This is a genomic window from Bryobacter aggregatus MPL3, from assembly GCF_000702445.1.
Lineage (GTDB): Bacteria > Acidobacteriota > Terriglobia > Bryobacterales > Bryobacteraceae > Bryobacter > Bryobacter aggregatus.
On sequence record NZ_JNIF01000003.1, the window covers coordinates 3,134,607 to 3,160,142 of the forward strand.

Here is a 25,536-nt window from a genome sequence, read left to right on the forward strand (position 1 = left end):
TAGGATCGCTCGGTTGTGTACCCTGCGTCCAGCTTGATAAGCTGAGCGTTGAGCTGTCAAACGATTCCACCCAAGCGCCTCTCTTATTTGCTTAACACGTATGTGGTGGTTTGTCACGTAATATCTTCATTTCATTGGGCTTCGTTCCTTCTCTGTGTCCCTCTGATGGCTCAATACCGTCCCCCGGTTTTTCTCGGCCCCCAGACGTCTACTCCCCAGAACAATCCAACGGCCTCCAACCCCAACATTAAACTTCCCTTCGTCCGTCAGAATCCTCCGCCCCGCGATCGAGTCGACGTTCATGCTGGCTCGCAGACGGTCGAAGGCGACTGGGTGAAGTTGCGTGGCGCCGCCATGGTCGACATCTACGAATCGACGCTCCAGGCCGACGAAATCGACTACAACACCGAAACCGGCGAAGCCCATGCTCGTGGCAACGTGCATTATCGCAACTACGAAGAAGGCGAAGAAATCTTCTGTGACAAGGCGGACTACAACACCAAGGACGTCACCGGAAAGTTCTACAACGTGCGCGGTACCTTTGCCGCGCGTATCGATGCACGCCCCGGCATCCTCACCTCTTCCAATCCCTTCCAGTTCCAGGGGGAATGGGCAGAGCGACTCCAGCAGAAGTACATCCTGTATAAGGGCACCATCACCAGTTGCACCTACCCGCGTCCCTGGTGGACTCTGCGCTCCCCCAAATTCGATATCGTGCCCAACCAGCGGGCCACCATGCAGCGCGCTTTCTTCCGTGTGCTCGGCGTGCCGGTCTTTTACTTTCCTTACTTCTACAAGTCGCTCGAAAAACAGCCGCGCCGCAGTGGCTTTCTCACGCCGAACTTCGGCAACTCCTCCCGTTACGGACAGATGTTTGGCGCGGGCTATTTCTGGGCGATCAACCGCTCCTACGATGCCACCTACCGCTCGCAATACTTCACCGAGCGCGGCTTTGCACACACCTTCGACTTCCGTGGGAAGCCTACCGACAAATCGGATTTTGACTTCTTCCTCTACGGCGTTGGCGATCGGGGCAAGCTGCAGAACGACGGCACGCGCCTGAAGCAGGGCGGCTATACGATGACCTTCAATGGAAAGGCAGACCTGGGCCACGGCTGGCACGGCCGGGTCAATTTTAACTACCTGTCCTCGCTCACCTTCCGGCAGAACTTCACCCAGAGCTACAACGAAGCCATCTCTTCCGAGGTCAACGCGGTCGGCTACGTCGAAAAGCAGTGGCGTGGCAACAATGTCCAGATCGTCGCCTCGCGCAGCCAGAATTTCCAGACGCCGGCGGAAGGCGATTCGATCATCATCCGCAAACTCCCGCAAGTCGAATACACCCGCCGCGACACGCAGATCTGGAAGACCTTGCCCGTCTGGGTCTCGCTCGAATCAAGCGCCGGCCTGGTCAGCCGTTCGCAGCCTCTCTTCCAGACCCGCCAGTTCGTCTCCCGATTGGACGCCACCCCCCGCGTCTCGACGGCGCTGCACTGGAAGGGCTTCCACCTCACTCCGAGCGTCAGCTTGCACGAGACTTACTGGGCTAGCTCGCGGGAGGGCACGACCGTTCTCGGATCGAATGTCACCCGCAGTGCCCGCGACATCCAAATCGATTTTCTGCCGCCCTCGCTAGCGAAAGTATTTGAGAAGTCTCCCAAGTGGATGGGCGGCGGCAAGATGAAGCACGTCATCGAGCCGAAGGCGACCTTCCGCTATGTCTCCGGGATCAATGACTTTGAAAAGATCATCCGCTTTGACCAGACCGAACTGCTCACCAACACGAAAGAGCTGGAATTCGGCGTCACCAACCGGCTCTACGTCAAGCGTGGCCAGACCACGCAGGAGTTCCTGTCCTGGCAGGTCTGGCAGAAGCGTTACTTCGATCCGACCTTTGGGGGTACGATCATTGACGGTCGCCGCAACGTGAATCAATCCTCGCTCGATTTCACCGGCTTTGCTTTCTTGGACAGGGCGCGCAACTATTCGCCGGTTGCCAGTTCCTTGCGCATGCAGCCTCTTCCCGGAACCGGCGTCGAGTGGCGCACCGACTACGATCCGCTGCGTGGCCACATTTCCAACAGCTCGCTCACCGTCGACGGTCGCGTCAACCAATGGTTTGTCTCGGCAGGCCACACGCAGGTCGATTCAAACGTCGTCCTGTCGCCGAAGAACAACCAGTTCCGTGGTTTGCTCGGCTGGGGCGGCGAGAATCGGCGCGGCTGGAGCACCGCGTTTTTTGCGATCTACGACTACCGGCTCGCCGTGCTGCAGTTTGCCAACACGCAGGTCACCTACAACACCGATTGCTGCGGCTTCTCGGTGCAATACCGCCGCCTGTCCTTCGGCACGATCAATGAGAATCAGTTCCGGATGGCCTTCTCCATTGCCAACATTGGTTCCTTTGGAACCTTAAGGCGGCAGGAGCGCTACTTCTAAGCCTTGCGGTAAGCCTCGTCCAGCAACTCGACGATATGCTTGACCGGCTCCGGGTTGTTCTTCAACTTCCCGGCGCCATGCGTCTTGCATCCGGCAGTGAGTTGGATCATGCAGCCCGGATTGGAGCTGGCAATCTGCTCGGGCTGCACCGAGTTTGCGTTCTTCATCTTCGAGGCGAGAATCTGTTCGGCCATGTCATTCTCCACCACGTTGTAAATCCCCGCCGATCCGCAGCAAACGTCACTGGCCGGCATCTCGACAAAGTCCAATCCCGGAATCGACTTCAGGAGCTTGCGCGGCGCGGCCTTCACCTTCTGGCCATGGCAAAGATGGCAACTGTCCTGATAGGTTACCCGCCGCTCGATGCGGCCCATCTTCGGGTTCAACTCAATCGAGGCGAGAAACTCATTGACGTCCTTCATCTTGGCGACAAAGCGCTTCGCCTTGTCGTGATAAGCGGCATCATGCTCGAGAATCTCGTCGTATTCCTTCAGCGTCGCCCCGCAGCCACCTGTATTCGAAATGATGGCGTCAAAGTCCGTCATCAACAGTGCATCGATGTTCTGGCGCGCCAGGGCCCGCGTCTCTTCGCGGCGTCCGGCATGGGCATGCAGCGCGCCGCAGCAAACCTGCGCTGCCGGCACCACTACCTCGCAGCCATTCTTCTGCAACACGCGCACCGTCGCCTCATGCAGCCGGGCAAAGAAGACGTTCGCAATGCAGCCGCCCAGCATCGCCACGCGATACTTGCGCTTGCCTTCGGCGAAATACACCTTCCCGTACTTCGAGTAGAAGCTGGGCAATTGCGCCTCGGGCGTCAGATGCTCGATCTTCGCCATCGGTCCCAACAGCTTGATCAGCCCCGTATTGCGAACCAGCGATTCCAGCCCCGACTTCTGATACAGCCAAAGACCAGCGCCCATCAGCCGTAGCATCCACGGGCTCACCAACAGCGTGCCAAAGGCAAAATCCTCCACTTGCTTCCAAGGGAAAGGCTTCGGCGCCCGGGCCTGAATCTCCGTGCGCGCGGCCTCAATCAACTTGCCGTACTGCACCCCGGACGGGCACGCCGTCTCGCAGGCGCGGCAGCCGAGGCAAAGCGACATGTGTTCAAGATAGCCCTCGTTCATCGGAGCGGCGCCCGTGGCCACTTGCACCATCTGGTAGATGCGCCCGCGTGGCGAATCCATCTCGACGCCAAGTTCCCGATAGGTCGGGCAAGCATTTAGACACAGCCCGCAATGGACGCATTTGTCCAGGTCTTTCTGTTGTGGAGCGTCGGGGTGGCGTCCGTCCATGACGCGCAATGCGGTTTCAGATGCGGCCATAGAGCCTCCCGGAATTCAATAGACTTTGCGGATCGAAGTGGCGTTTGATCTTCTCCATCAGGAAGAAGTCATTGCCAGGATGCGGCCAGAGCCGTTCCTTTGGCAGACGCTGCATGGGGCTGTATTCAATGACACCTTTGCCATTGACATCGGCCTCGCTCGCCGAATGGATGTACAGCACTCCGTTGCCGCCTCGTGCGATGGTGGCTGTGCCTGCGGGGATACTCTGCTCGATCTCCATGAGCTTCGTCGAAACCCGCAAGACAGACCCCTCGGGATACTCGGCCAACCACTGCGGCGTGAAGTCGCGCACCTTGTTCCAAATCTCGTTTCCAACCACCTCGAAGCCCGGCAACTCACGCTGGTAGCGATCGAGAACCTTCTCGCTTCCCAAGGCCTCCACCAGCAGCGTCCAGGCGGAGCTCAAGCCCAGCCGCACTGCGGCCAACGGACTCAATACATCGACGGCAGAAGGCTGCAGGATGCTCGCCAGCAGCTTCTTGCGCTGTGTCTTGATCTCGGCGGGCGTGGCTGCCTGCAAGAGAAAGCTACGGGCCCCAAACGGTGCGGGCATCAGCTTGAAGTTCACTTGTGTGATGCAGGCGAGGGTGCCAAAGCTGCCGGTCATCAATTTCGCAAAGTCGAGCCCGGCGACATTCTTCACCACCATGCCGCCCGATTGTACGGTCTTGCCTTCGAGCGTGGCAAACTGCATGCCAATCACCAGATCGCGCACGGTGCCAAAGAGGCGGCGGCGAGGGCCGCTCGAGTGCGTTGCGAGAATCCCGCCAATGGTTGCCCTGTCCGCGAAGGGTGGCTCAATCGGTAGAAACTGCTTCTTCTCGTGCAAAACAGCGCTGAGGTCGCGATACAGCATGCCCGCCTCGACGCTGATCGTGAGGTCGCGCGGGTCATAGGCTAAAACACGATTCAGCGCTTTTGTTTCGATACGAAGATCGGCTTCGGCAACAGGACCGCCCATCCGGAGCTTCGATCTGGACCCTGCGATTTCAATCCGTTGTCTGCTGTTTTGGCTATCCCGCAATAGCTCCGCCAAGTGTGCCGAGGAGGCGGGCTGTTCGACTCTCATGGGTGAATCTCAAATTTTATCGTAGAGTTGAGACAGCTATGCAATTTGCCTTTACCGAAGAGCAAAACGAGCTGCGCAAATTGGTGCGCAATTTCGCAACCGCGGAGTTGGCGCCCCATGTTCTGGCCTGGGACGAAGCGCAGGAGTTTCCATTACAGGCGGTGAAACGTGCGGCCTCGCTCGGATTCCTCGGGATCATCTTCCCCGAAGAATACGGCGGTTCCGGCATGGGGTATATCGAGTATTCGATTCTGATCGAAGAACTCGCGCGTGTCGATCCCAGCTTCGCCCTGATCGTGGCGGCGCACAACTCGCTGTGTTCCAACCACATCTACCTGGCTGGCAGCGAAGAACAGAAGCAGCGCTACCTGCCCAAACTCGCGACCGGCGAGTGGATCGGCTGCTGGAGCCTGACCGAGCCCGAAGCCGGCTCAGACGCAGGCGGCACCCGGACCCAGGCGACAAAAACACCCGGCGGCTGGCTGCTGAACGGCGCCAAGACCTTCACCACCAATGCCCATTACGCCGACCTCTGCGTGGCCATGGCCGCAACAGACCGCACGGCCAGCCACCACGGCATCTCCGCCTTTCTGATCGAACGCGGAACGCCGGGCTACCGGCTCGGGAAGAAGGAGAACAAGCTTGGCATGCGCAGTTCCGCCACCGGAGAGGTGATCTTTGAGAACTGTGCGCTCGACGATGCGCAACTGCTCGGCGTCCAGGGCGAAGGCTTTATCGATGCCTTGCGTATCCTCGACGGCGGCCGCATCTCGATTGCCGCGCTCAGCGTCGGCATCGCCCAAGGAGCGTTTGAAGAAGCGCTGAAATACTCGAAGCAGCGCAAGCAGTTCGGCCGCTTCATCAGCGAATTCCAAGCGATCCAGCACAAGCTAGCTGATATGGCGACCAAGATCGAGGCCGCGCGCCTGCTGACGCTGCAAGCAGCCTGGAATAAGGATGAGGGGAGAACGGTCACCAAGCAGTCGGCGATGGCAAAGCTGTTTGCGAGTGAAATCGCCGTCGAGGTCTGCAACGAAGCGCTCCAGGTGCACGGCGGCTATGGCTTCATCAAGGACTATCCGGTTGAAAAGTTCTACCGCGATGTGAAGCTGATGACGATCGGAGAGGGCACCAGTGAGATCCAACGGATGGTCATCGCGAGGCAGTTGCTGAAAGCACAATGAACGAAATCGCAACCCGTGTCTTAGCGGGAGAACGGCGCGCTGTGGCGCGCGCCTGCACACTGGTCGAGGCGGGCAGGGCACCGGATCTCTTGCGCCTGCTCCAGCCCGGCCACTCGCTGCTGATCGGTATCACGGGAGCTCCCGGAGCAGGCAAGAGCACCTTCACCGATCAACTCATCCAAACGATCCGCGCGGACGGCAAAACGGTGGCGGTGCTCGCCGTCGACCCTTCGAGCATGAAAACCGGCGGCGCGCTGCTCGGCGACCGCATCCGCATGCAGCGCCACTACCAGGACCCGGGTGTCTTCATCCGGAGCATGGCAACGCGTGGCGCGATGGGCGGCTTAGCCCCAACCACCCGGGCCATGACCGCCGTCTTCGATGCGGCGGGCTTCGACGTCGTACTCGTCGAAACCGTCGGCGTCGGTCAGGATGAGATCGACGTTGCAGCCATGGCCCAGGTGGTGGCCGTGCTGCTGGTGCCAGGACAAGGCGATGAGATCCAGGCGATCAAATCCGGAATCATGGAGATCGCCGACCTCTTCGTGATCAATAAAGCAGACCTGCCTGGAGCCGAAAAGCTGTTCCAGGAGATTGAGGCAGAGGTCCACGGGGTCACGCCGGTTCTGAAGACGGTCGCAGCCACAGGACAAGGCATGGCGGAGGTGTGGGCGCGATTGCAAAGCCTGCCCAGAAGAGTGCCCCGCACCGAGCCGCCGCGCTTTGCCATCGATCATCTGGGCATCGCGGTGTCTAGCCTCGATGAGGCGCTCCGCTTTTACCAGGACGCACTCGGAATGGGCGAGGCTCATCGCGAGACCGTGGCGGGCGAGAAGGTCGATGTGGCGATGCTCCAAGCGGGCGAGAGCCGCATAGAACTGCTGCAGCCGAGTGAACCCGGCAGCACCATTGCCCGCTTTCTCGAGAAGCGCGGACCCGGCCTGCACCACATCGCCCTGCGGGTGCCCGATCTCCAGGCAGCCGCCGCAAGGTTACAATCGCACGGGGCGCGTCTTTTGAACGAGCCGAGGATCGGGGCGGGTGGACACAGGTATGTGTTTATTCATCCAGCATCCACCGGCGGCGTGCTGCTAGAACTAATTGAGGAGCATTCTTAGACTTTGAAAATCGATACCGGCATTATCGGCGGCAGCGGACTCTATTCAATGCCTGGATTTGAGCAGACCGAAGAGGTGGTCATCACGACCCCCTATGGCAGTCCGTCAGATCCTTATGTCGTCGGCACCATTGGCGGCAAGACGGTCGCCTTCCTGGCACGTCACGGCAAGGGCCACCGCATCACGCCCAGCGAACTGAATTTTCGCGCGAATATCTGGGGTTTTAAGAAGCTTGGCGTCGAGCGCATCATCAGCTTGTCGGCTGTTGGGAGTCTGAAGGCCGAACATGCGCCGGAGCACTTCGTGTTGCCGGACCAGTTCTTTGACCGCACTTCGGGCCGCGTGTCCACCTTCTTCGGCGAGGGCCTTGTTGCCCACATCGGCTTTAGCGAGCCCACCTGCCATCATTTGATGGGCGTCGTACATGGCGCTTGCCAGCAAGCGGGCGTTGTCTCGAAACTAGGTGGAACTTACCTCTGCATGGAAGGCCCTGCCTTTTCGACCAAGGCGGAGTCGAATGTCTACCGGAGTTGGGGCATGGACATCATCGGCATGACCAATCTGCAGGAGGCGAAGCTCGCGCGCGAAGCCGAGATCTGCTACGCCACCGTGGCGATGGTGACCGATTATGATTGCTGGCATCCGGATCATGATGCCGTGACTGTCGACCAGATCATCGCCACGCTGGTGAAGAACGCGAGCAACGCCGCCACAGTCGTTCGTTTGGCTGTTGAAGCGCTTCCTGCGCCCGGCGTCTGCTCGTGCAACCAGGCACTGAAGAACGCCATCATTACGGACAAGAAAACTGTCCCTGCTGAGACCTTGAATAAGTTGGAGATCATCGTTGGGAAATACTTCCGCTAGCCGGCTGGCGGCCGCCATTCTTGAAGGGGGCCGCGAACCGGAAGATCTCGTTCGACTCACGATCGAAGACGCACTTCGATCGGATGCCGGTTCCACCGCGCTTTTTCGCGACCTGGTGGAACCGCTTGCCGATCGATTTGAATTCCGTCTGGTCAATGCTTATACGCACATCTTTGCGCGCGTGATCGAGGCTGCTCTGCCGGAGCTTGACGCGGCCGATCTGATCCAGCGTTTCATGCGGATTCGCAAGCCGCGCAAGTTCCAGGGCAATCCGGAATCAGTGAAGAAGGTGTTTGTGTTGTCGCGGGTCACGATCGGCGCCGACATTGCGATCACCAGCCGCATCCTCCGTGCGGCCTTCGTCCACTTCCCGAATGCAACGGTGTACTTTGTCGGGCCGCGCAAGAACTTTGAGATCTTTGAGCCGGAGATCGGGATTGAACTGATCGAGGTGCCCTACAAACGCGCGGGTACGGTACGGGAGAGGTTGAGCGTCTACCCGAAGCTCCGCGAGGCGCTGTCTGATCCCGAGGCCTTGATCATTGATCCCGATAGCCGTCTGAGCCAACTCGGGTTGCTGCCGCTTGGGAACGAAGAGAACTACTACTTCTTTGAGACCCGCAGCTGGTGGAGCGATGAAGACATGCCGCTCGGCGAGATGACCGAGCGCTGGGTGGAGCAGACCTTCGACGTGCCGCTACATGTTCCGGTCGTCGCGGTTGAGGATCGCCTCGAAGGCTTTGATGTGACGATCAGCCTCGGCGTGGGCGAGAATCCGGAGAAGGCGATGGCTTGGCCCTTTGAGCCGAAGCTGTTGCAGTTACTGGTCGATCGCGGTCTGCGCGTGTTGGTGGATACGGGCGCTGGCGGCGAGGAAGCCGATCGAGTGCATCGGGCGATTGCCGAGGTCAAGCCTGGCGCGAATGGCAGCGTGACGCCTTACTATGGCAGCTTCAAGGAGTTTGCCAGCGAGATCAATGCGAGCCAGTTGTACATTGGCTACGACTCGGCCGGCGGACATGCCGCCTGCGCCTTGGGCATCCCGGGTTTGCTACTCTTCCGTGGCTTTCCAAATGAGCGATTCATGATCCGTTGGATCCCCTGGGGCGATGGAGAACTCGAGGTGCTGGACGCCGAAGAGCTGTCGACGGAGGCCGCCTTAGATCGTGTGCAGGAAGCGGTCGAAGCCGTATTCTCGAGCGATGCGAAGGTGCGGGATGAAGACGATCTGGACGACTTCGATGACGAGGATATCGACGACGAAGACGGGCCGGAGCCCACGCGCTAGTTCGATTGGCGACGGGAGGGCGTGTAGCCTTCCCATTCCCATGGTGTGACCGTGTTGCCCAGAATCTTTTCGAGCAACGGGCGGAAAGCGAGTTCGCCGTTGTCGCTGTTGGTCAAGAGGATCATGCAGGACTTCGAACGCGTGAAGCAGATCATGTAGTTTTGAGCCCCATCCCCGTGCCCCTCCTTGAAAAAGGCGGGGCCGAATTTGGTTTTGGTTAGCACTCCCCAGCCGGTGGCATAGGCTAAGCCGACGGCTGGTCCTTCTTTGCCCTCCGGCTCATTTGCTTCGACCGGAAACTGATGCAGGCTCTTCAGCATCAGCACGGGCCGGAGCATATCCTTGCGGCTGGCAGCCGTCAGCACTTTGCCGTTGAGGATCGCTTCGGTGTAGCGCGCGAGGTCTTCGACGCTTGTCGTCAAGGAACCTGCGGCGCGCGCCGGAAAGCGGCGGGTCTGAGAGATAAAGGCTCCGGATGCGTTGAAGCGATCGGCAATATTTGGTTCCATCTTCTTCTGAAAGATGATGCCGCTTTGGTTCATGCCGAGCGGCGTGAAGAGGGCCTCTTGCATGAGCTGATCGAGTGGCTTCTGCTTCTGTTGCTCGATGTAGAACTGCACGATGTTGATCGCTTCTCCGGAGTAGAGAAAGCTGGTGCCTGGCTTGAAGTGCAGGTGCATTTTCTTGTCCGGTTCGAGGAAGGCAAAGTTATGCAGTCCTGAGGTATGGGAGAGCAGCATCCGCGGGGTGACGAGTTGCCATTGCGGATCTTTGACCAGTTCCTCAGCTGTCAGCTTGTAAGGCTCAAACTCGTTGAGAGGCTTGGGGAATTGAGGGGCGATCGGTTTGTCGAGTTGGATCTCACCGCGTGCGGCCAGTTGCATGACGTAGCTTGCGAAGACGCCCTTGGTGATCGAAGCTGCCCAGATTGCTGTGGTTGTTTGCATTGGTTGCTTCGGCTCGAGGGTGCGGATGCCAAAGGCCATGCTCCATGCCAGCTTGCCATTGTTGATGACGGCCAGTTGCGCGCCTGCCACCTTAGCTTCTTCGAGTGTCTTGCGCGCGAAGGCTTCGGCTTCTATTGTGGAGATCTTTGAGCCGTCGAGACGCTCGATGTTGGCAGCGTGCGCCAGGAGAGGGAGAAGAATCAGCAACCAGTGCTTCATGGTTTAGTGTACGTCTCACCTCTCCTTTTGTTCCAACCTGCTTAAGACACGATGTAGTCCCAGCCGAAGCCGGGTTTTTCGAGCGGGCGCATGTAGATGCCCTCGGGGCCGCGGGTGATGTTGTAGTTCTCCTCGAAGATCTGGTAGACCTCTTTGGGGCCGCCGGGTGAGGGAAGAAAGAGTTCGGCCCAGGGAGCGTTCGTATTGGCGATGATCCAGTGCGAGGAGCCGTTGAGGCCTCCGCCGTGCGGGATGACTGGAATGTCGTAAGCAGCGGCGAGTGCGCCGATGCGGCGCATTTCCGTGAGGCCGCCGCACCAGTTGAGATCTGGCTGCCAGATGCTGGCGCTGTTGTTCTCAAGCAGGTGGCGGAAGCCGTAGCGGCCGTACTCGTGTTCACCGGTGGCGATGCGAGTGGACTTGAGCGCGGTGTTGAGACGTCCGAAGCCCGCGTAGTCGTGGGGCTGCAGCACTTCTTCCATCCAGTAGACCCGGTAGGGTTCGAGCATGGCGGCCATCTCAAGGGTGTAGCGTTCCGTCCAGGCCATCCAGCAATCGAGCATGACTTCGCCGTCCGGGCCAACCGCCTTGCGCGCGCGATCGACGAGCGCGGCGTTCTTGCGCATGCCCTCCCGGCCATCGGCGGGGCCGTGGGGGATGGCGAGCTTCAACTTGCTATAGCCGAACTCGACGTGCTGTTCGATGTCGTTGCCGGTGCAATAGGCGGGGATGCGATCTTTGGTTTCTCCGCCGAGGAGCTTATAGACGGGGACGTTGAGCGCTTTGCCGACGATGTCCCAGAGCGCGAGATCGACGCCACTGATCGCATTCATGGTGACGCCCATGCGGCCGTAGTGCATGGTGGAGCGCCAGCAGATGTCCCAGTTGCGTTCAATGTCGAAGGGGTCGCGTCCGATCAGCAACTTGGTGAGGTGGTCGGTGACGATCGGTCCGCCGCCTGGGCCGCCGCTGCCGTAACCGGTGATGCCCTTGTCGGTGGTGATCTCGACGGTGAAGCCGCCGACTTTGCCGGGGTCGGCAAAGAAGAGTTCGCGGCGCGCCTTGAACTCGGGGTAGATGGACATCGGGTTGGCCACCTCGACGTATTGGGTGGACCATGCCCCGGGGGCTGGTTTGAAGTCGGGATAGGGCTTGCGCGGCTTGACATTGACGAGCCGGATGCCGGTGATCTTTAACTTCGACTTCTCTTGTGCCCAGGCGAGTGCGGGCAAGGTCAGGCCGAGACCGAGTAATTCTCTACGACGCATTTAGTATCCCTTCTGTTTGTCGACGACGTTGACGAGTGGCAGCCCTTCGGCAAAGCGGCGGATGTTCTCTTTGACAATGCCGAGCATGCGGGCATTGTCGAGATCGCTACGGCCGGCGATGTGGGGCGTGATGATTGCGTTCTCGAACTTCCATAGTGCGTGGCCTTGCGGCAGGGGCTCGGGATCGACGACGTCGACACCGGCGCCTTTGAGGCGCTGCGAGTCCAGGGCTTTTACGAGCGAGGGGAGATCGTAGACGCCTCCTCGGCTGACGGCGATGAAGTAGGAGTTCTTCTTCATCAGCTCGAACTGCTTGGGGCCGACCATCTTGTGGCTCTTGGGCGTGTGGGGTGCGGAGATGAAGAGCGCATCGGTGTCGGGCAGTTCCTCATCGAGACGATCGGGCTTGACGGTCTTGACGATGAAGGGGGAGAAGGGGATGTCTTCCGGATCGACGCAGGTGACCTTCATGCCGTGGGCCCAGGCGCGGACGGCAATCTGCTGGCCGATGCCGCCGCAGCCAATGATGGTTGCTTTCTTCGTGTTCAGCTCGATGCCGGTGAAGGCTTCGCGACGCCAGTTCTCGGCGCTGCGGTCTTTGAAGTAGAGCGGCAGGTTGCGTGATAGTGCGAGGAGCATCGCCATGGCGTGGTCGGCAATCTCGGGGCCTTGGACGATTTGATTGTTGGTGAGGATGATGTTCGAGTTGCGCAGATCGTCGCCGCCCGAGAGGTGCAGGACCCGCTCGACACCGGCGCTTTGGATCTGGACCCATTGCAGCTTCTTGCCGATGCGCACTTGCTCGGGTGTGATCTCGCCGATGAACGCGTCGGCATCGGCGAGTTCGGCACGGAGTTCTGCGTCGGAGGCGACTCGGACGATTTTGATTTTATTGGAGACTGCTTGCCAGTCGGCGACGATGGCAGGCGACTGGCGGACAACGACGATCTTCTTGACTTGTGCAGGCAGGAGGAGTGCGCCGAGAGTGAGCAGCGGTAGGAAGCGATGCATGGCGTCATCTTATCTGAGGTCATAAGATGGGTGCAGTGAAATTTGGCCTTATTCTCTTCGTTTTTGCGCTTGGCGCCTTTGCCGATGAGTTCTTTGAGAAGAAGATCCGGCCCGTTCTGGTGGAGCGCTGCTATGGATGCCATAGCGAGAAGGTGCGGGAGCCGAAGGCTGGGTTGCGCCTGGACTCCCGTGAAGGCGTGAGGCGGGGCGGAGATAGTGGACCGGCGATTGTGATTGGCAAGCCGGAGGAGAGCCGCTTGCTGAAGGCGATCTCCTATACCGATTTCCAACTGCGCATGCCTCCAACCGGGAAGCTTCCCGATGCAGTGGTGGCGGACTTTGCCGAGTGGATTCGGAGAGGGGCGGAAGATCCTCGCGAGACGAGCTTCGTGGTTCCAGCGAGGAAGCCTGTTGGTTCGGACATTGAGCGCGGAAAGAAGTATTGGGCCTTTCAGCCGCTGCGTCCGGGGAAGCTCGAGATGCCGGGTGGAAAGCCTGTGTCGAAGGAGGTCTGGATCCGCCGCGTCAGCTTTGATCTGACCGGCTTGCCTCCGACGCCTGCTGCTGTGCGGGCCTTTGTTGCGGACTCTTCGCCTGGGGCTTATGAGACGGTGGTGGATCGCCTGCTCGCTTCGCCTCAGTATGGCGAGCGCTATGGACGGCATTGGCTCGATCTGGTTCGCTATGCCGAGACCAACGGCCATGAGTATGACAACAACAAGCTCGATGCTTATCGCTATCGGGATTATGTGGTGCGGGCCTTCAATGAGGATCTGCCTTATGACCAGTTTGTGAAGGAGCATGTCGCGGGCGACTTGTTGCCGCGACCGCGCGTTTCGAGGGATGGGGCGATTCTCGAGTCGCCGCTGGCGACGGGAGCTTATTGGTTTGGGGAAGTGCTGAACAGCGCAACTGATTCGGAGAAGAGCCGGGCCGATGAAGTGGACAACCAGATCGATGTGATGAGCAAGGCGTTTCTGGGTCTGACTGTGGCTTGTGCGCGTTGCCATGACCATAAGTTCGACCCGATTCCGACCGCTGATTATTACGGGTTGGCGGGGATTCTGCATTCCACTTCGATGCGCGAGGCGGTGGTGGATTCGCCTGAACGCCGGGCTGCGATTCAGGCGGCGCATGCGAAGATTCCGCTGCGCTTGCAGGCTGCTGAGAAGCGGCGGATTGTGCTGCGTCCCGGAGATGAGTTGTTCGATGGTTGGGACCAGTGGCAGTCGAGCGGCGAGGCGTTTTCGCTGGGCGGAGCGGACTCGTCTGGACGGGGCGCGGAAGCTTTGGTGGGCTCGCTGACTTCGCGGAAGTTCCGGATGCCGAAGCGCTATGTGCATGTGCGGATGCGGGGGACGCAGTCGGATAAGAAGCTGGTGGAGAATAACCCGTTGCGCGTGACCTTGGTGGCGGATGAGTATCGCAGCGAGTACTTTGTCGCGAGCGGCTCGGCTGACTTTGAGTGGGTGAGTGCGCGGATGGTTTTGCCCTTTGAGCGCATGTGTTATTTCGAGGTGGTGGATCGCTCGCGCAGCGGGCATCTGGAAGTGGATGCGATTGTGATTTCCGATCACAAGGAGCCGCCGCAAGTGGTGGTGGAATCGCCGGCAGTGGCGAGTGCGCCGGTGGCGGGCGCGGAGATTCCGGAGAGTGCGTTTGCGATGGTGGCGATGGATGAGGCTCCGCATGATGTGAAGCTGCATATCCGTGGGAGCCATCAGAATCTGGGCGAGGTGGTGCCGCGTCATGTGCTGCAGGTGCTGTCTCCTGGCGATGGCCGGGTGAGTGGGCCGGGCAGCGGGCGGCTGGAGTTGGCGGAGTGGTTGGCTTCTCCTGGCAATGCGCTGACGGCGCGGGTGCTGGTGAATCGCATGTGGAAGCATCACTTTGGCAAGGGGCTGGTGAAGTCGACTGATAACTTCGGGTTGACTGGGGATCGGCCGGAGAGTCGTGAGATGTTGGATGCGCTGGCGGCGCAGTTTCTCGCCGATGGATGGAGCGTGAAGAAGCTGAATCGGCGGATTGTGTTGTCGGATGCCTATCGCGGGGAGTTGCCGGTGCGCAGGCTCGAGGCGGAGGCGGTTCGCGATGCGATGTTGGCGGTGTCGGGGCGTTTCGATTCGCAGGTGGGCGGGCCGAGCGTTGGACCTTATATCAGTAAGTATCAGGACGGGCGTGGCAAGCCGGTCTCGGGGCCGCTCGATGGGGACGGGCGGCGGAGCTTGTATGTCCAGGTGCGGCGAAACTTCCTGTCGCCGATGATGTTGGCCTTCGACTATCCGCTGCCGGTTTCGACGATCGGGACACGGAGCGTTTCGACCGTTCCTTCGCAGGCTTTGATCCTGTTGAACAATGAGTTTGTTTTGCAGCAGGCGGAGTTCTGGGGGAGCCGGATCGGGAAGGTTGCGGGTGACGATTCCTTGCGGGTGCGGACGATGTTCGAAGAGGCGTTTGGACGCGCGCCACTCGATTGGGAATTGCAGGAGTCGCTTAGCTTTTTAGCGCAGGGCCGGAGCCTTGCGGAGCTGGGGCATGTGTTGTTGAATTCCGCGGAGTTTCTTTATGTTCAATAGACGCCAGATGCTTTGCCGTGCCGCCAATGGCTTTGGTGGGCTCGCTTTGCTCGACATGATGGCGAAGGCGGCGCCACTGAGCCCGCACTATGCGGCGAAGGCGAAGTCGGTGATCTTTCTGTTTATGGATGGCGGGCCGTCGCAGATGGATAGCTTTGATCCGAAGCCGCGCTTGCGTGTGGACCATGGGAAGAAGTTGCCTTTCAAGCCGCCGACGACGGTGTTCAATATTTCGGATCAGGTGTTTGGTTCTCCTTTTGAATTCAAACAATATGGGCAGAGCGGGACGCCGGTGAGTGAGTTGTTCCCACATGTTGCGAGTTGTGTCGATGAGCTTTGCGTGATTCGTTCGATGGTGGCGGACCACTCGGAACATACGGCGGCGAACTACTTTATGCATTCGGGGTCTGGCTTTCAGGGGCGGCCGAGCATGGGGGCTTGGGTGAACTATGGGCTGGGTAGCGAGAGCGAGAATCTGCCGGGCTTTGTGGTGCTGGAGAGTGGGTTGATTCCTCCTGGGGGACTGGATTGTTTTGGCAGCGGCTTCCTGCCAGCTAGCTATCAGGGGACTTTGTTTCGGAAGGGGAAGTTTCCGGTGGCGGATCTGGTTTCTCCGGATGCTTATGCGGCGAGTCAGAAGCCGAAGCTCGCTTTGTTGAGCAAGCTGAACCAGGGCGTGTTGCAACGCTTTGGCCAGGTGAGCGAGGTGGAGGCGACGATCCAGAACTATGAGATGGCGTTCCGGATGCAGTCGGCGGTGCCGGATTTGTTGGACTTTTCGAATGAGACGCAGGCGACGAAGGACCTGTACGGGATTGATGGCGAGATGACGGCGGAGTTTGGCCGTGAATGTTTATTGGCGCGGCGACTGGTGGAGAAGGGGGTTCGCTTTGTCGAACTGCTGACTCCGGCGCGGCGTGGGCAGGATCGTTGGGATCAGCATTCGAATCTTCTCACTGGGCATCGGATCAATGCGGCTTCGACGGATCAGCCGATTGCGGCTCTGCTGAAGGACTTGAAGTCGCGTGGCTTGTTGGAGACGACGCTAGTGGTTTGGGGTGGAGAGTTTGGCCGTACGCCTTGTGCCCAATTGGGCGAGAGCGGCGATACGAGGGCGGCGGGCCGGGATCATAATCCTTATGGCTTCACGATGTGGATGGCCGGGGCGGGCGTGAAGAAGGGGATCACCTATGGGGCGACCGATGAGTTCGGCTACTTCGCGGTGGAGAACAAGGTGCATGTGCATGATTTGCATGCGACGATTCTGCACTTGCTCGGGCTAGACCATAAGCGTTTGACCTTTCGCTATAGCGGCCGCGATATGCGGCTGACCGATGTGCATGGGAATGTCGTACACGATATCTTGTCCTAGCTAGCCTGGCTACTTGGGCCAGATGGTGAAGTCACGGTAGGCGACCCGGGTTGGTTTTCCTTTGAGTGCGGCGAGGGCTTGCTGGAGTTCGAGCAGAGTGGAGCGCGAGAGTTCGAGTGAGTGTTCCTTGGGTTGGAAGCTGGTACGGACGGGGTAATCGAGATAAGGCGTCGCGGCTTGTTCGATGTGCGCGCCGAGGATGTGGGCGACCGGTTTGCCGTCCAAGAACTGGACGAGACGGGTGATCGATTTTTCGTATTCGGCCCAATTGGCGACGTAGAGACGTCCGGGATAGAGGGTGTCGCCGCTGAAGACGATGCCGGTGCGGGCGTCGTAATACGCAACGTCGACGGTGTGGTGGCCGGGGATGGGCAGCGCGTCGAGGATGCGGCCGCCGAGGTCGATCTTGCCGGGAGTGTTGAGCCAATCGGTGATCTGGAAAGCGGCTTTGATCGCGTCGAGATTTGCGGGGATGAGATCGGTATCGGTGCGGTCTTTGAATTGAGCGTCGCCAGCGGTGTGGTCGCCGTGGCCGTGGGAGTGGACGATGAGGCGACGGATGGATTCGCGATTCTTGCGCTTGAGCCACTTGGCAATCGTGGAATCGACGATGCGGGCGACCTCGTTCTTGCCGGCGCCTGTGTCGATGAGGAGGACCTTCTCTTCGCCGAAGATCAGGTAGAGAAAGGGCTTCTCATAATGGGTGCAACCGGATTGCCGGATGACGAAGAGATCGGGGTTGTACTCGTGGACCTGCCAATCGGGTTCTTCGATGCAATTGGGACCGCCACTGATCCACTTTGCCGGAAGAGTGCCTGGGAGGAGACCGGCTCCGTCGGGTTGCGGGGCCTGAGCGAGAAGAAGCAGGATGGGGAACAGCATGGAGATCACAGGATGGGGCACGGCGGGGGCTGCTGTCAAATGAGGCCTGGATTTGCTTCTCGGAGCATGCTCGCAGCTGTGTCTTGGACCTCCTTGGTTTGGTAGAGCAGGAATTGCGCGAGGTAATTTGGGTTGGTTCGTTGCAGGTTGGTGGCGCGGAGCGAGGCGATGGGCAGGGACTTTGCGATGGGCACTTCTTTGCCCATGATGCAGTGCTCGGCATAGACTTCGTAGGCGGCGAAGCGGTCTTTCTGGAGTTGGCGGAGCTCGTTGAGTGCCCTGCCGGCGCGGCGTTCGTGTGCGGCGGCCATCTTTTGGGTTCGTTCCATTTGGGAGAAGAGTTTGGGGTCGCTGGGGGACTCGAGCCAGAGGGATTCGGTGAGGAGCTCGAGCTTGCGGGCGCGCTTGGCCTGGAAGGTGGCCCAGGCGTAGCGGTCGAAGGCGTCTTGTTCGAGGGCGGAATCGGGTTGGCAGTCGGCTTGGAGGATCTGGGTGTGGGCTTGGTAGGCTTTGGCTTCTTCGGAGTGGGCGGCGAAGAGGGTTTCGGCGTTGGAGTTGAGGCCGTGGGTGACGCGGTTGGCGGCGGACTTTGCTTTGCCAGCGGCGGTGCTGGGGCCGGTGGAACGCTGCGCGTTATCGCGATTGGCTCTGAACTGTTTTTCGGTGGCCATGGGGGCTCGCTGATTTTGGAGGTGCCAATGGAAAAAGCCACAGGGGGCCTTTCCTTTTGATTTGACGGTAGCAGGGCGGGTGGCGGAAACGGACTGTTTGCGCGAGAAATTTTGGAGGTAGAATTAGTGGTAGAAGGGTAGAATTTGATGAGTCTGAACATTAAGGACCCTGAAGTGCATCGCCTGGCGCAGGCGGTTGCGGAGGCGACCGGAGAGACGATGACAGGCGCAGTGAGGACGGCTCTTCAGGAGCGATATGATCGCCTGCGGCGGAAGGATGCTGCTTTACTGGCTGCGGATTTGCGTCAGATTGCGGCGCGTTCTGCTGCGAGTATCAAGGGCACGCATGTTGATCATGCTGAGTTCCTCTACGACGAGCATGGGCTTCCGAAATGATTCTCGATACCTCGGCGGTGGTCGCGATTTTGGCACTGGAGCCAGAAGCTGAGGAGTTCATCCAAGCCATCAGCACTGCCCCTCGCTGCCGGATTTCCGCGGGAACCTTTGTGGAATTGTCTATTGTTCTTGAGAACCAACTGGGTGCGGAAGCCGTGCATCAGTGCGAGGCCTTGTTTCGCCGTGCTGGTGTTGTCATCGAGCCTGTCACTGTCGAGCAGGCATACCTGGCGAAGCAGGCGTTTCATGACTTTGGAAAAGGCCGGCATCGCGCCGGGTTGAACTTTGGGGACTGCTTTAGCTATGCGCTGGCTAAGGAGACCGGGGAAGAACTGCTGTACAAGGGGAAGGGTTTTCGAAAGACGGATCTGGGGGAGAGGGATTTGACGTTTCCAACTCTATCATTGTAAAGACCCGCTCGGGATGGTCAGTGCTTCGCCTCCAGTCGGGTTGCGCCCTTCCTTGGCCTCTACCCCTAATACCCCATCATTGTGTCCGATGATCTTCCGCTAATTTCAAATAATCGATCAGAATTTACAATTTGTTTGAGCAGGCAGTGGTTATGCTGTCTCTAGTTAATTTGTCCTAATTCAGTAGTTTTGCGCGGCAATCGTAAAGCTAAACTCTGCGAAGTACTTCACAGTTGAATCGAGAGATAACAAATGTTGTTTCTAAGATTCTCTGCTTCTGGATTATAGAATCACACCTTCAAAGGAATTCGAATGCGCCATCTGTGCCTTATTGCTCTAGTGTCTCTAACCCTCCAAACCGGGTACTCACAGACCGTTACTATACGAAATGTCTCATATCCAGGGACAGGTCTCGAAGTCGGTAATACAGTTGAAATCAAGATTACAGGTGCGAGTCCGTTTGGGACCGTCACCGTAGTAGAAAACGGGAATCCACCGTTCACCTTCGGAACCACGAATATATTTGGGATATTCACCATCACTGCTGTGGAAACTACTCCTTATATCGGGTCTTATAGCCAGCAGTGGTATGTCAATGGGACTGCAATGACGCCGATTAACCCAGATATAGTATATTTCCCTTTCGCCCCCCGATTACCGTTCTTTCAAGTATCTGCGAATTATACCGGCACGAACTCGGCTCCCCAGTCGACCCAAGTGGCCGGATGCGGAGCGTCGGGCAACGCGCTCCATGTGGCATGGTCTCCAGTAACTTACGGATCTTCTTCGACGCTGGCCCCCGCTATTATAAACGGTGCGGCGACTGCTTGGATCCGCGCGCAAAGCAAACTTACCCTTTCAAATAATACTACGGCCCGTTTTGATATCTCTCTAATTGACGATGCAGGCATAGGTGGTTATACATACGGATCAAATAGCTCGTATGGTCAAGATTGTTCCCCATGTCTCAATCGAACAAACCTTTGCACAGGGCAGTGTATACGAAAAGAACAAGTCTACGGTTCACAGATTAAACTTAACCAGCCCGCCATGGCTAACCTTGCATCAGCTCTTGTAGCCCCGATCAATGATATTACGTCCATGGTAACGATACACGAGTTAGGGCACGCTCTTCGTCTTGGCCACTCGCAAGTTTATAACGGAATCTGCTCTGAAGTCCAAAGTATCATGTATCCTGACGAAGGCATATTGTACACGTGCGGAGTTAGAGGGCCAACCGCCAGTGATACCAGTAGCTTTAACGCCATATACCCTAGTGTCGTTCCATTCTGTGCAGTCACTACAACCCCTGCATGTATTCTGCCGAGCCCGGCGTGCTAAGAGTCACCTGCCGAATAAATGTGCCACGAGCCTGAATAAATAGAAAGTGAGATATATCATGAATAGCTCTGCATTGATGTTGGCCTGTGTTATCGCTGTATTAGCGATGTGTGCTGAGCCGATTTTGGCTCAGGCTGGTAAGTCTGACACAGTGAGTAGTCGACCTATTATAATCCATGAAGGTAAAATTACAGTAGCCCCAAGCGGGAATGATAGAATACCATCATTGATTCAACTCATCACGGTATCTCACTTAATTATTGAAGGAACGATATTATCTATTAGTCCACCGGTGCGGCGGAATGAAGAAATACCAGACTCAATTGAAACACACTCGATGGTGGCAATCCACTCCATTCTGTCGGGTAGTATTCCAGACGGAAGTAAGACGATTGTCTTAGCGGAAGAAGGCGGAACAATTGACCGCCTCGAAGTCTCTCTTGACGGCAGCGCTCCAGTAAAAACCGGGGATCGCTATATTTTATTTTTGTCGCCAGACACGCGTAAGGCACCTGAAAACAACACTGGATCACCCCGATATCATATCGTCGGATCATTGACAGGAAAGATAAAGATTGAGGGGCAGAAAATACAAATATCACCACTCGTTGCCGCACAGCTCAGACAGTACAACGGTATGGACACCGGGTCCTTCCTCCGGGCATTAGATAATCTGATTCATCATCGCTCGATTCCAACTAAACGAAACACAATCCCCCATCCTGGATTGCCTGACAAGAGAGACAATTAGAGGCTATTCGAATGCAAGTAAAAAGGATAGAAGGTATGGCCAATCTTATGGTCCTGATGAGGAGGATTATTGTATATTCAGTATTGTGTGTAGCCTATCTTCCGGGGCAAGAAACGCAGCAATGCCAGCAATGTTCGGATGTTCTATTAGAGTTGCGTCAACTTCGGCTGTTAGTTGAATCACTTCGCCCAAATTCAGAAGCGCCGAAGACACGGATTGTAAAACTCGCAGTGGGGAATGCTCCCATGTTGGGCAGCAGCGACGCCCCCTATACGATAGTGAATTTCACAGATTACCAGTGTAGCTATTGTCAGCAATTCTTTTATAACACGTATCCAGATCTGAAGAAGCTTCTAATTGACACTGGAAAAGTCCGTTTCTTCAGCATGGATCTTCCCTTAGATAATCACCCCAATGCAATGAATGCTGCGATCGCCGGTCGATGTGCGGCGGATCAAGGTAAGTTTTGGTCATTACACGATATTATGCAGTCTGACTCACAACGGTTATCGCTAAGTGAGCTGGCGATTTCAGCTGTAAGAATAGGACTAGACGAGGATAAATTTAGTAAGTGCATGAAAAGCATAGAGCACCGAGAATCGATCACGTCGAGTATAAAAGTGGCGATGAGTGTTGGAGCCAATGGTACTCCTTCATTTATTGTTGGTAGAAGTACAAAGGAGGGTGTCGAGGGTGAACTCGTTATAGGGGCGCAGGCCTTCGGAACTTTTGAATCGAAGACCAAACAGCCGAATCCTTAGTTGAAATTAGCGGAAGATCAGCGGACACAATGATGGGAAACGGCGCTTAGGGGAAGAGGCGAAGGGAGGGCGTAGCCCGACTGGAGCCGAAGCCCGACTGGAGCCGAAGCCCCTAAGCGCCCCGAGCGGGCCCTTGCGGTGATAGACTGGGGATCTTCCAACCCTCAGAGTCACGCCGAGAGGACACACTCACGAGCGACACTCAGAAGCGTATTAAAACCCGCATTGGACTGCTCCAACTCGCTCAGGAACTGGGCAACATCAGGCCGCCTACCAACTAGCTGGAATCAGTCGCAGCCACTTCTATGAGATCAAAGAAACTTACGAGAAACGCGGAGCAGAGGGCTTGAGCCCAAGCAACGTCCAGAGATCTTCAGCTAAATACACCTTAACTATCGCGGGAGAGGACGGTAATCGTGGAAAAGATAAATAAGTAAAAGATGGCGTAGGAATGTCGAACCGAACCTCAAGTCGGCTCCAGATCAGAAAGCGGCCACGGACTGGTCCCGAAATCTGACACTACTAATGGCGTGCGGGCTCTTGAGGCCGATATGGTGTTTGGGGAGAGCTTAGATATGGCGTGAGAAGATGCAGGCAGTGGACGCTTCTGGCAGTTTCCGTAGAAGCGTTCCGCGTTGAACGGTCGACAATCTATCCGCCACTGAAGCTAAATATGTTCCGGAAAAGGAGAGGCAGGGTCATTAGAATCCGATTAGCTATGAGACCCCTGATGTTTATGCATCCTATATCGTCCTGGAGTCATTCCAAGGCGCTGATGGAAGAGGTGGTTGAAGTGGCTTTGGTCAAAACATCCAACATCAAGAGCAATCTTACCTATCGGCAGAGTGCTCTGGGAAAGAAGAAATTTTGCCAGCTCTATTCTGACGTCGATGATTGATTGATGGATAGGTCGACAGATGCTTTGCTTAAACCGTTTGCGGAAGATCGCTGTTGAGACTCCAGCCATGCTTGCTAGCTGTGAGGTTTCAAGCGCCGGGTCACTGATACTGTCGGCGATATGACCTAGAGTGGAGTTGAGCGTGGCATATGAAAGAGGAGGATGAGAGGTATTGTTGTCGCAGGTAAACAATGAGTATCTATCAAGCAAGGTGGCAATAATGTACGTTGCATAAAACTTTCCGTGCAATCGTTTTAAGAAGGGCCGGGAGTTCATAAGGTCGCGGAAGCTATGTATCGATAAGCTAAGGTCAGAGTCTTGAATTAACGGTGGTATGTGTGAAAGCCTGTCCTGTAGACGCGACCAATACGGAGATAGCTGGGACAAGAACGTTGGAAAGATGATCAAGGAAGTCACGTGTCTTAGCTCAGAATCCGATTGAGTGTCCGGTGGCGACACTGACTTGAGTATGAGTTCACCAGAACTTAGATGGCTAGATTGGACCTGATTGGAGATGGTGGTGTCGTTGCGATGAGTTGTGAAGTGAAGCAACGAGTCGTGAGGCGATGATCCTATCACGGTGGGTCTTCCGTGTACGGAATCGAACTCTACGAACATTAAATCAGCCCACAGAGTTCCACTTGTCAAACGTGGAGAAAGTGCATCAAGCTGAAAGTTCAAATTCAAAGCTTTATCTTGCATCAATGTCTGCATCCTAGTGTAATAATAACTTAACGTTCTGCTTGAAGCGATCGAAGCTGATGATTTATTCCGCTTGGATTGGATGTATCCATTGCTACTCAAGAAAACGTTCCTTTGCCTTGTCTCCTTAGTGCCTATCATCGTACTGCAGTGTGATAGTCCGTTTCGACTTATATTGTGAGGTGAGTGAAGTGAAGATCACGCCGAGGGCCAGACTTATCCGTGTCTCGGTTCGTGTGTGTTTCTGTGTCGCTGTTATCCTGTCAATCATGTATGCGGGCTCATCTCCCGTTATCTGTGGGTAAACGAGGAAGATTGCCGTGATTCGTTGTAGTTGCTTCATTTGTAAAGAACCGAATGATGAGCCATCAATCGGTTTTCTCATCGCTCTGACGAAGAAGTCAGAAAGGAAGAGCGATTAGGCGAGGCTACAGGTTGGATTGCGGCACTGCTGTCTTGTGGCCAATATAGCTTGAGCGTCTGGGGTTCTGTCCTTACCCCCTTCCGGCGCACGGCTGAGCTGGATCGGATGCGTGATCCTGAGTGGGATTGAGTTCCGCCTGGGGCTGTAGGCTGCGAAACTAGTAGGGATGAGTGAATTGCGGGAGAGCGCGCGGTTTGAGAGCGCGGACGGGACGGTTCGGATGCTGCTGGCCTTGCAGGATGGCAAGCAGGTGGAGAGCGTTTTCATTCCAGAGAAGATGCGCGATACCGTTTGCATCTCCTCGCAAGTGGGCTGCGCCGTTGATTGCCAGTTTTGCATGACCGCGAAGATGGGCCTCGAACGGAATCTTTCCTCCCAGGAAATCGCCGGGCAGGTGCGCCGGGTGATCGACCTTTGGAAACTCGATGTGAAGGAACGCCCCTTCAATGTCGTCATGATGGGACAGGGTGAACCGCTTCTCAACCTTGACGCTGTTCTTGAAGCCACCGCCATGATGATGGACCAGAAGGGCATGTCCGTTGCTCCGCGCCGGATTAGCCTTTCCACTTCCGGGATCATTCCGAAGATTGAAGAACTCGGTAGGGCAGAGAAGAGACCAAGGCTGGCTGTGAGCCTGAATGCTTCTCATCAGGAACAACGCGAACGCATCATGCCGATTACGAAGAAGTGGCGGCTGGATGATTTGATGCGCGTTTGCCGGGACTTTCCTTTGAAGCGCAGCGAACGGATTCTTTTTGAATACGTGATGCTGGATGGGGTGAACGATACGGTGGAAGATGCTCACCGGGTGGTGGAACTGCTTCGGGGGATGGAGGCGACCGTGAATCTGATTGCCTGGAATGCGGCTCCGGGGATTGATTTTGCCCGGCCGAGCGATGAGAAGGTTTCTGCTTTTCAGGAGATTGTGCAGGCCGCTTTGCCTTGTTACCAACGGAAGCCGCGCGGGCGGGATATCTCTGCTGCTTGTGGACAGTTGAAGCTGGTGGCGCTGGGGAAGAATTAAGACGGCGGGTTGAATGAGATTTGGGTGATGCCAGCGGCTTCGAGCAAGGCTCGAATGGAGGTGCGGGCGTTCTTTTCCGCTTCCTTCAGAATGCCCATGTCGAGGGCGGCTTTTCTGGTGGCTTCAATCGCTGCTTGACGGGCCCGGCTTTCAAGCTCCGGGTTGTAGGGGACCCAGGGCGTCCACCAGGTGATCTGGTGGTCCCAGACTTTGGTTTCTTTTTCGTTCAGCACGATGTGGAGGATTTGCGCGGGCGGCAATTGGATGAGCCGCGATTTGTCTTTGCCCATGATGATGTTGGACGATTTTAACTGCGACAGATCGATGCCCGCGAGGACTTGGGCCTGGGTGATGAGCAGGATTTTTTCCATTCCTACGGGGCGCTTTTGCTCTTCAATCCCGATGACCTTTTGGATGCTGTATTTGACGGAGACGAGCTCGTTCAGCTTTTGAATTTCGCGGAGGAGGACTGGGGAGTCTGCTGCGAGTTTGGGTCTGCCAGTCAGGAAGAACCCGACGGATGCTATGAAGAGCAACGCCGAGATTACAAGCAAGAATCTGGGCTTCATCTG

At 57.0% G+C, this 25,536-nt stretch carries 21 protein-coding genes and 1 pseudogene; 12 read left to right on the plus strand and 10 right to left on the minus strand.

Translation table 11 applies throughout. The features are described from left to right. The first annotated feature begins 165 nt into the window (after positions 1 to 165). Positions 166 to 2,439: an LPS-assembly protein LptD gene (locus tag M017_RS0114625; protein ID WP_031498845.1), complete on the plus strand. Its 2,274-nt coding sequence runs from the start codon at positions 166 to 168 to the stop codon at positions 2,437 to 2,439. On the opposite strand, the gene M017_RS0114630 is transcribed toward M017_RS0114625, so the two are convergent. After that, a complete protein-coding gene (locus tag M017_RS0114630; protein WP_035957818.1) occupies positions 2,436 to 3,767 on the minus strand; it encodes a (Fe-S)-binding protein in 1,332 nt (443 codons plus the stop codon). The two genes, M017_RS0114625 and M017_RS0114630, sit on opposite strands and share 4 nt — an antisense overlap. After that, the gene (locus M017_RS27755; protein ID WP_080507781.1) at positions 3,754 to 4,857 is read right to left on the minus strand and encodes an FAD-binding oxidoreductase; all 1,104 of its coding nucleotides are present in this window, start codon (positions 4,855 to 4,857) and stop codon (positions 3,754 to 3,756) included. Before M017_RS27755 ends, M017_RS0114630 begins: the two co-directional genes overlap by 14 nt. A 38-nt stretch (positions 4,858 to 4,895) precedes the next feature. On the opposite strand from M017_RS27755, the gene M017_RS0114640 reads away from it, so the two are divergent. The 4 genes from M017_RS0114640 to M017_RS0114655 are packed head-to-tail and all read left to right on the plus strand — an operon-like array spanning position 4,896 to position 9,311. Then, the gene (locus M017_RS0114640) at positions 4,896 to 6,041 is read left to right on the plus strand and encodes an acyl-CoA dehydrogenase family protein (RefSeq protein WP_031498850.1); all 1,146 of its coding nucleotides are present in this window, start codon (positions 4,896 to 4,898) and stop codon (positions 6,039 to 6,041) included. Then, complete coding sequence (gene meaB, locus M017_RS26690) at positions 6,038 to 7,159, plus strand: methylmalonyl Co-A mutase-associated GTPase MeaB (protein WP_035957819.1); 1,122 nt, start codon at positions 6,038 to 6,040, stop codon at positions 7,157 to 7,159. Before M017_RS0114640 ends, meaB begins: the two co-directional genes overlap by 4 nt. Before the next feature lie 3 nt (positions 7,160 to 7,162). After that, complete coding sequence (mtnP, locus tag M017_RS0114650; protein WP_031498853.1) at positions 7,163 to 8,023, plus strand: S-methyl-5'-thioadenosine phosphorylase; 861 nt, start codon at positions 7,163 to 7,165, stop codon at positions 8,021 to 8,023. Next, entirely contained in the window at positions 8,004 to 9,311 is a 1,308-nt protein-coding gene (locus M017_RS0114655) for a glycosyltransferase family 9 protein (protein ID WP_031498854.1), read from the plus strand. Before mtnP ends, M017_RS0114655 begins: the two co-directional genes overlap by 20 nt. On the opposite strand, the gene M017_RS0114660 is transcribed toward M017_RS0114655, so the two are convergent. Genes M017_RS0114660 through M017_RS0114670 form a run of 3 tightly spaced genes read right to left on the minus strand, consistent with a single transcriptional unit; the run spans position 9,308 to position 12,756 of the window. Then, positions 9,308 to 10,477, minus strand: coding sequence for a serine hydrolase domain-containing protein (locus M017_RS0114660; RefSeq protein ID WP_031498855.1), 1,170 nt, complete (start codon positions 10,475 to 10,477; stop codon positions 9,308 to 9,310). The genes M017_RS0114655 and M017_RS0114660 overlap by 4 nt on opposite strands. A gap of 41 nt (positions 10,478 to 10,518) precedes the next feature. Continuing rightward, a complete protein-coding gene (locus tag M017_RS0114665) occupies positions 10,519 to 11,745 on the minus strand; it encodes an enolase C-terminal domain-like protein (RefSeq protein ID WP_051670114.1) in 1,227 nt (408 codons plus the stop codon). Continuing rightward, the gene (locus M017_RS0114670) at positions 11,746 to 12,756 is read right to left on the minus strand and encodes a D-2-hydroxyacid dehydrogenase (RefSeq protein WP_031498858.1); all 1,011 of its coding nucleotides are present in this window, start codon (positions 12,754 to 12,756) and stop codon (positions 11,746 to 11,748) included. Positions 12,757 to 12,791: 35 nt separating this feature from the next. On the opposite strand from M017_RS0114670, the gene M017_RS0114675 reads away from it, so the two are divergent. Together M017_RS0114675 and M017_RS0114680 are read left to right on the plus strand one after the other, a co-directional pair. Further along, positions 12,792 to 15,332 (plus strand): PSD1 and planctomycete cytochrome C domain-containing protein, encoded by a 2,541-nt coding sequence (locus M017_RS0114675; protein WP_162179932.1) that lies wholly within the window; start codon positions 12,792 to 12,794, stop codon positions 15,330 to 15,332. After that, entirely contained in the window at positions 15,322 to 16,704 is a 1,383-nt protein-coding gene (locus M017_RS0114680) for a DUF1501 domain-containing protein (protein WP_031498860.1), read from the plus strand. The genes M017_RS0114675 and M017_RS0114680 overlap by 11 nt, the downstream gene beginning before the upstream one ends. A 9-nt stretch (positions 16,705 to 16,713) precedes the next feature. Here the strand turns inward: M017_RS0114680 and M017_RS0114685 are convergent, their stop codons facing one another. Together M017_RS0114685 and M017_RS0114690 are read right to left on the minus strand one after the other, a co-directional pair. Continuing rightward, the gene (locus M017_RS0114685; RefSeq protein WP_238325900.1) at positions 16,714 to 17,625 is read right to left on the minus strand and encodes an MBL fold metallo-hydrolase; all 912 of its coding nucleotides are present in this window, start codon (positions 17,623 to 17,625) and stop codon (positions 16,714 to 16,716) included. Beyond that, complete coding sequence (locus tag M017_RS0114690) at positions 17,622 to 18,257, minus strand: hypothetical protein (protein ID WP_031498862.1); 636 nt, start codon at positions 18,255 to 18,257, stop codon at positions 17,622 to 17,624. Before M017_RS0114690 ends, M017_RS0114685 begins: the two co-directional genes overlap by 4 nt. A gap of 147 nt (positions 18,258 to 18,404) precedes the next feature. Between M017_RS0114690 and M017_RS0114695 the strand changes: the two genes are divergently transcribed. From M017_RS0114695 to M017_RS0114705, 4 genes are all read left to right on the plus strand, one after another. Then, on the plus strand, positions 18,405 to 18,653 hold the full coding sequence (locus M017_RS0114695; protein WP_031498863.1) for a type II toxin-antitoxin system VapB family antitoxin: 249 nt from the start codon (positions 18,405 to 18,407) through the stop codon (positions 18,651 to 18,653). Beyond that, positions 18,650 to 19,063: a type II toxin-antitoxin system VapC family toxin gene (locus tag M017_RS0114700; protein WP_051670120.1), complete on the plus strand. Its 414-nt coding sequence runs from the start codon at positions 18,650 to 18,652 to the stop codon at positions 19,061 to 19,063. Before M017_RS0114695 ends, M017_RS0114700 begins: the two co-directional genes overlap by 4 nt. 1,399 nt (positions 19,064 to 20,462) lie before the next feature. Next, positions 20,463 to 21,155 (plus strand): hypothetical protein, encoded by a 693-nt coding sequence (locus M017_RS29355; protein ID WP_155121421.1) that lies wholly within the window; start codon positions 20,463 to 20,465, stop codon positions 21,153 to 21,155. A 35-nt stretch (positions 21,156 to 21,190) separates the two neighbouring features. Then, a complete protein-coding gene (locus M017_RS0114705) occupies positions 21,191 to 21,916 on the plus strand; it encodes a DsbA family protein (RefSeq protein ID WP_162179933.1) in 726 nt (241 codons plus the stop codon). 712 nt (positions 21,917 to 22,628) lie between these two features. Here the strand turns inward: M017_RS0114705 and M017_RS30875 are convergent. Both M017_RS30875 and M017_RS30880 read right to left on the minus strand, forming a co-directional pair. Further along, complete coding sequence (locus tag M017_RS30875) at positions 22,629 to 23,090, minus strand: helix-turn-helix transcriptional regulator (RefSeq protein ID WP_162179934.1); 462 nt, start codon at positions 23,088 to 23,090, stop codon at positions 22,629 to 22,631. A gap of 34 nt (positions 23,091 to 23,124) precedes the next feature. Then, positions 23,125 to 23,226: pseudogene (locus tag M017_RS30880) on the minus strand (hypothetical protein); the annotation flags it as partial. A gap of 880 nt (positions 23,227 to 24,106) precedes the next feature. On the opposite strand from M017_RS30880, the gene rlmN reads away from it, so the two are divergent. After that, positions 24,107 to 24,964 carry a dual-specificity RNA methyltransferase RlmN gene (rlmN, locus tag M017_RS0114720; protein WP_080507786.1) on the plus strand — a complete coding sequence of 286 codons (858 nt, stop codon included), beginning with the start codon at positions 24,107 to 24,109 and terminating at the stop codon, positions 24,962 to 24,964. On the opposite strand, the gene M017_RS0114725 is transcribed toward rlmN, so the two are convergent. Next, positions 24,961 to 25,533 (minus strand): DUF4230 domain-containing protein, encoded by a 573-nt coding sequence (locus M017_RS0114725; RefSeq protein ID WP_031498870.1) that lies wholly within the window; start codon positions 25,531 to 25,533, stop codon positions 24,961 to 24,963. The genes rlmN and M017_RS0114725 overlap by 4 nt on opposite strands. Positions 25,534 to 25,536: the final 3 nt, after the last annotated feature.

Bases quoted from the DNA above. Each gene is read 5' to 3' on its own strand.
- M017_RS0114625 (WP_031498845.1), top strand. From the start codon at position 166: ATGGCTCAATACCGTCCCCCGGTTTTTCTCGGCCCCCAGACGTCTACT.
- M017_RS0114630 (WP_035957818.1), bottom strand. From the start codon at position 3,767: ATGGCCGCATCTGAAACCGCATTGCGCGTCATGGACGGACGCCACCCC.
- M017_RS27755 (WP_080507781.1), bottom strand. From the start codon at position 4,857: ATGAGAGTCGAACAGCCCGCCTCCTCGGCACACTTGGCGGAGCTATTG.
- M017_RS0114640 (WP_031498850.1), top strand. From the start codon at position 4,896: ATGCAATTTGCCTTTACCGAAGAGCAAAACGAGCTGCGCAAATTGGTG.
- meaB (WP_035957819.1), top strand. From the start codon at position 6,038: ATGAACGAAATCGCAACCCGTGTCTTAGCGGGAGAACGGCGCGCTGTG.
- M017_RS0114660 (WP_031498855.1), bottom strand. From the start codon at position 10,477: ATGAAGCACTGGTTGCTGATTCTTCTCCCTCTCCTGGCGCACGCTGCC.
- M017_RS0114665 (WP_051670114.1), bottom strand. From the start codon at position 11,745: ATGCGTCGTAGAGAATTACTCGGTCTCGGCCTGACCTTGCCCGCACTC.
- M017_RS0114670 (WP_031498858.1), bottom strand. From the start codon at position 12,756: ATGCATCGCTTCCTACCGCTGCTCACTCTCGGCGCACTCCTCCTGCCT.
- M017_RS0114680 (WP_031498860.1), top strand. From the start codon at position 15,322: ATGTTCAATAGACGCCAGATGCTTTGCCGTGCCGCCAATGGCTTTGGT.
- M017_RS0114690 (WP_031498862.1), bottom strand. From the start codon at position 18,257: ATGGCCACCGAAAAACAGTTCAGAGCCAATCGCGATAACGCGCAGCGT.
- M017_RS0114695 (WP_031498863.1), top strand. From the start codon at position 18,405: ATGAGTCTGAACATTAAGGACCCTGAAGTGCATCGCCTGGCGCAGGCG.
- M017_RS0114700 (WP_051670120.1), top strand. From the start codon at position 18,650: ATGATTCTCGATACCTCGGCGGTGGTCGCGATTTTGGCACTGGAGCCA.
- M017_RS29355 (WP_155121421.1), top strand. From the start codon at position 20,463: ATGAATAGCTCTGCATTGATGTTGGCCTGTGTTATCGCTGTATTAGCG.
- M017_RS0114705 (WP_162179933.1), top strand. From the start codon at position 21,191: ATGGCCAATCTTATGGTCCTGATGAGGAGGATTATTGTATATTCAGTA.
- M017_RS30875 (WP_162179934.1), bottom strand. From the start codon at position 23,090: ATGAACTCCCGGCCCTTCTTAAAACGATTGCACGGAAAGTTTTATGCA.
- rlmN (WP_080507786.1), top strand. From the start codon at position 24,107: ATGAGTGAATTGCGGGAGAGCGCGCGGTTTGAGAGCGCGGACGGGACG.
- M017_RS0114725 (WP_031498870.1), bottom strand. From the start codon at position 25,533: ATGAAGCCCAGATTCTTGCTTGTAATCTCGGCGTTGCTCTTCATAGCA.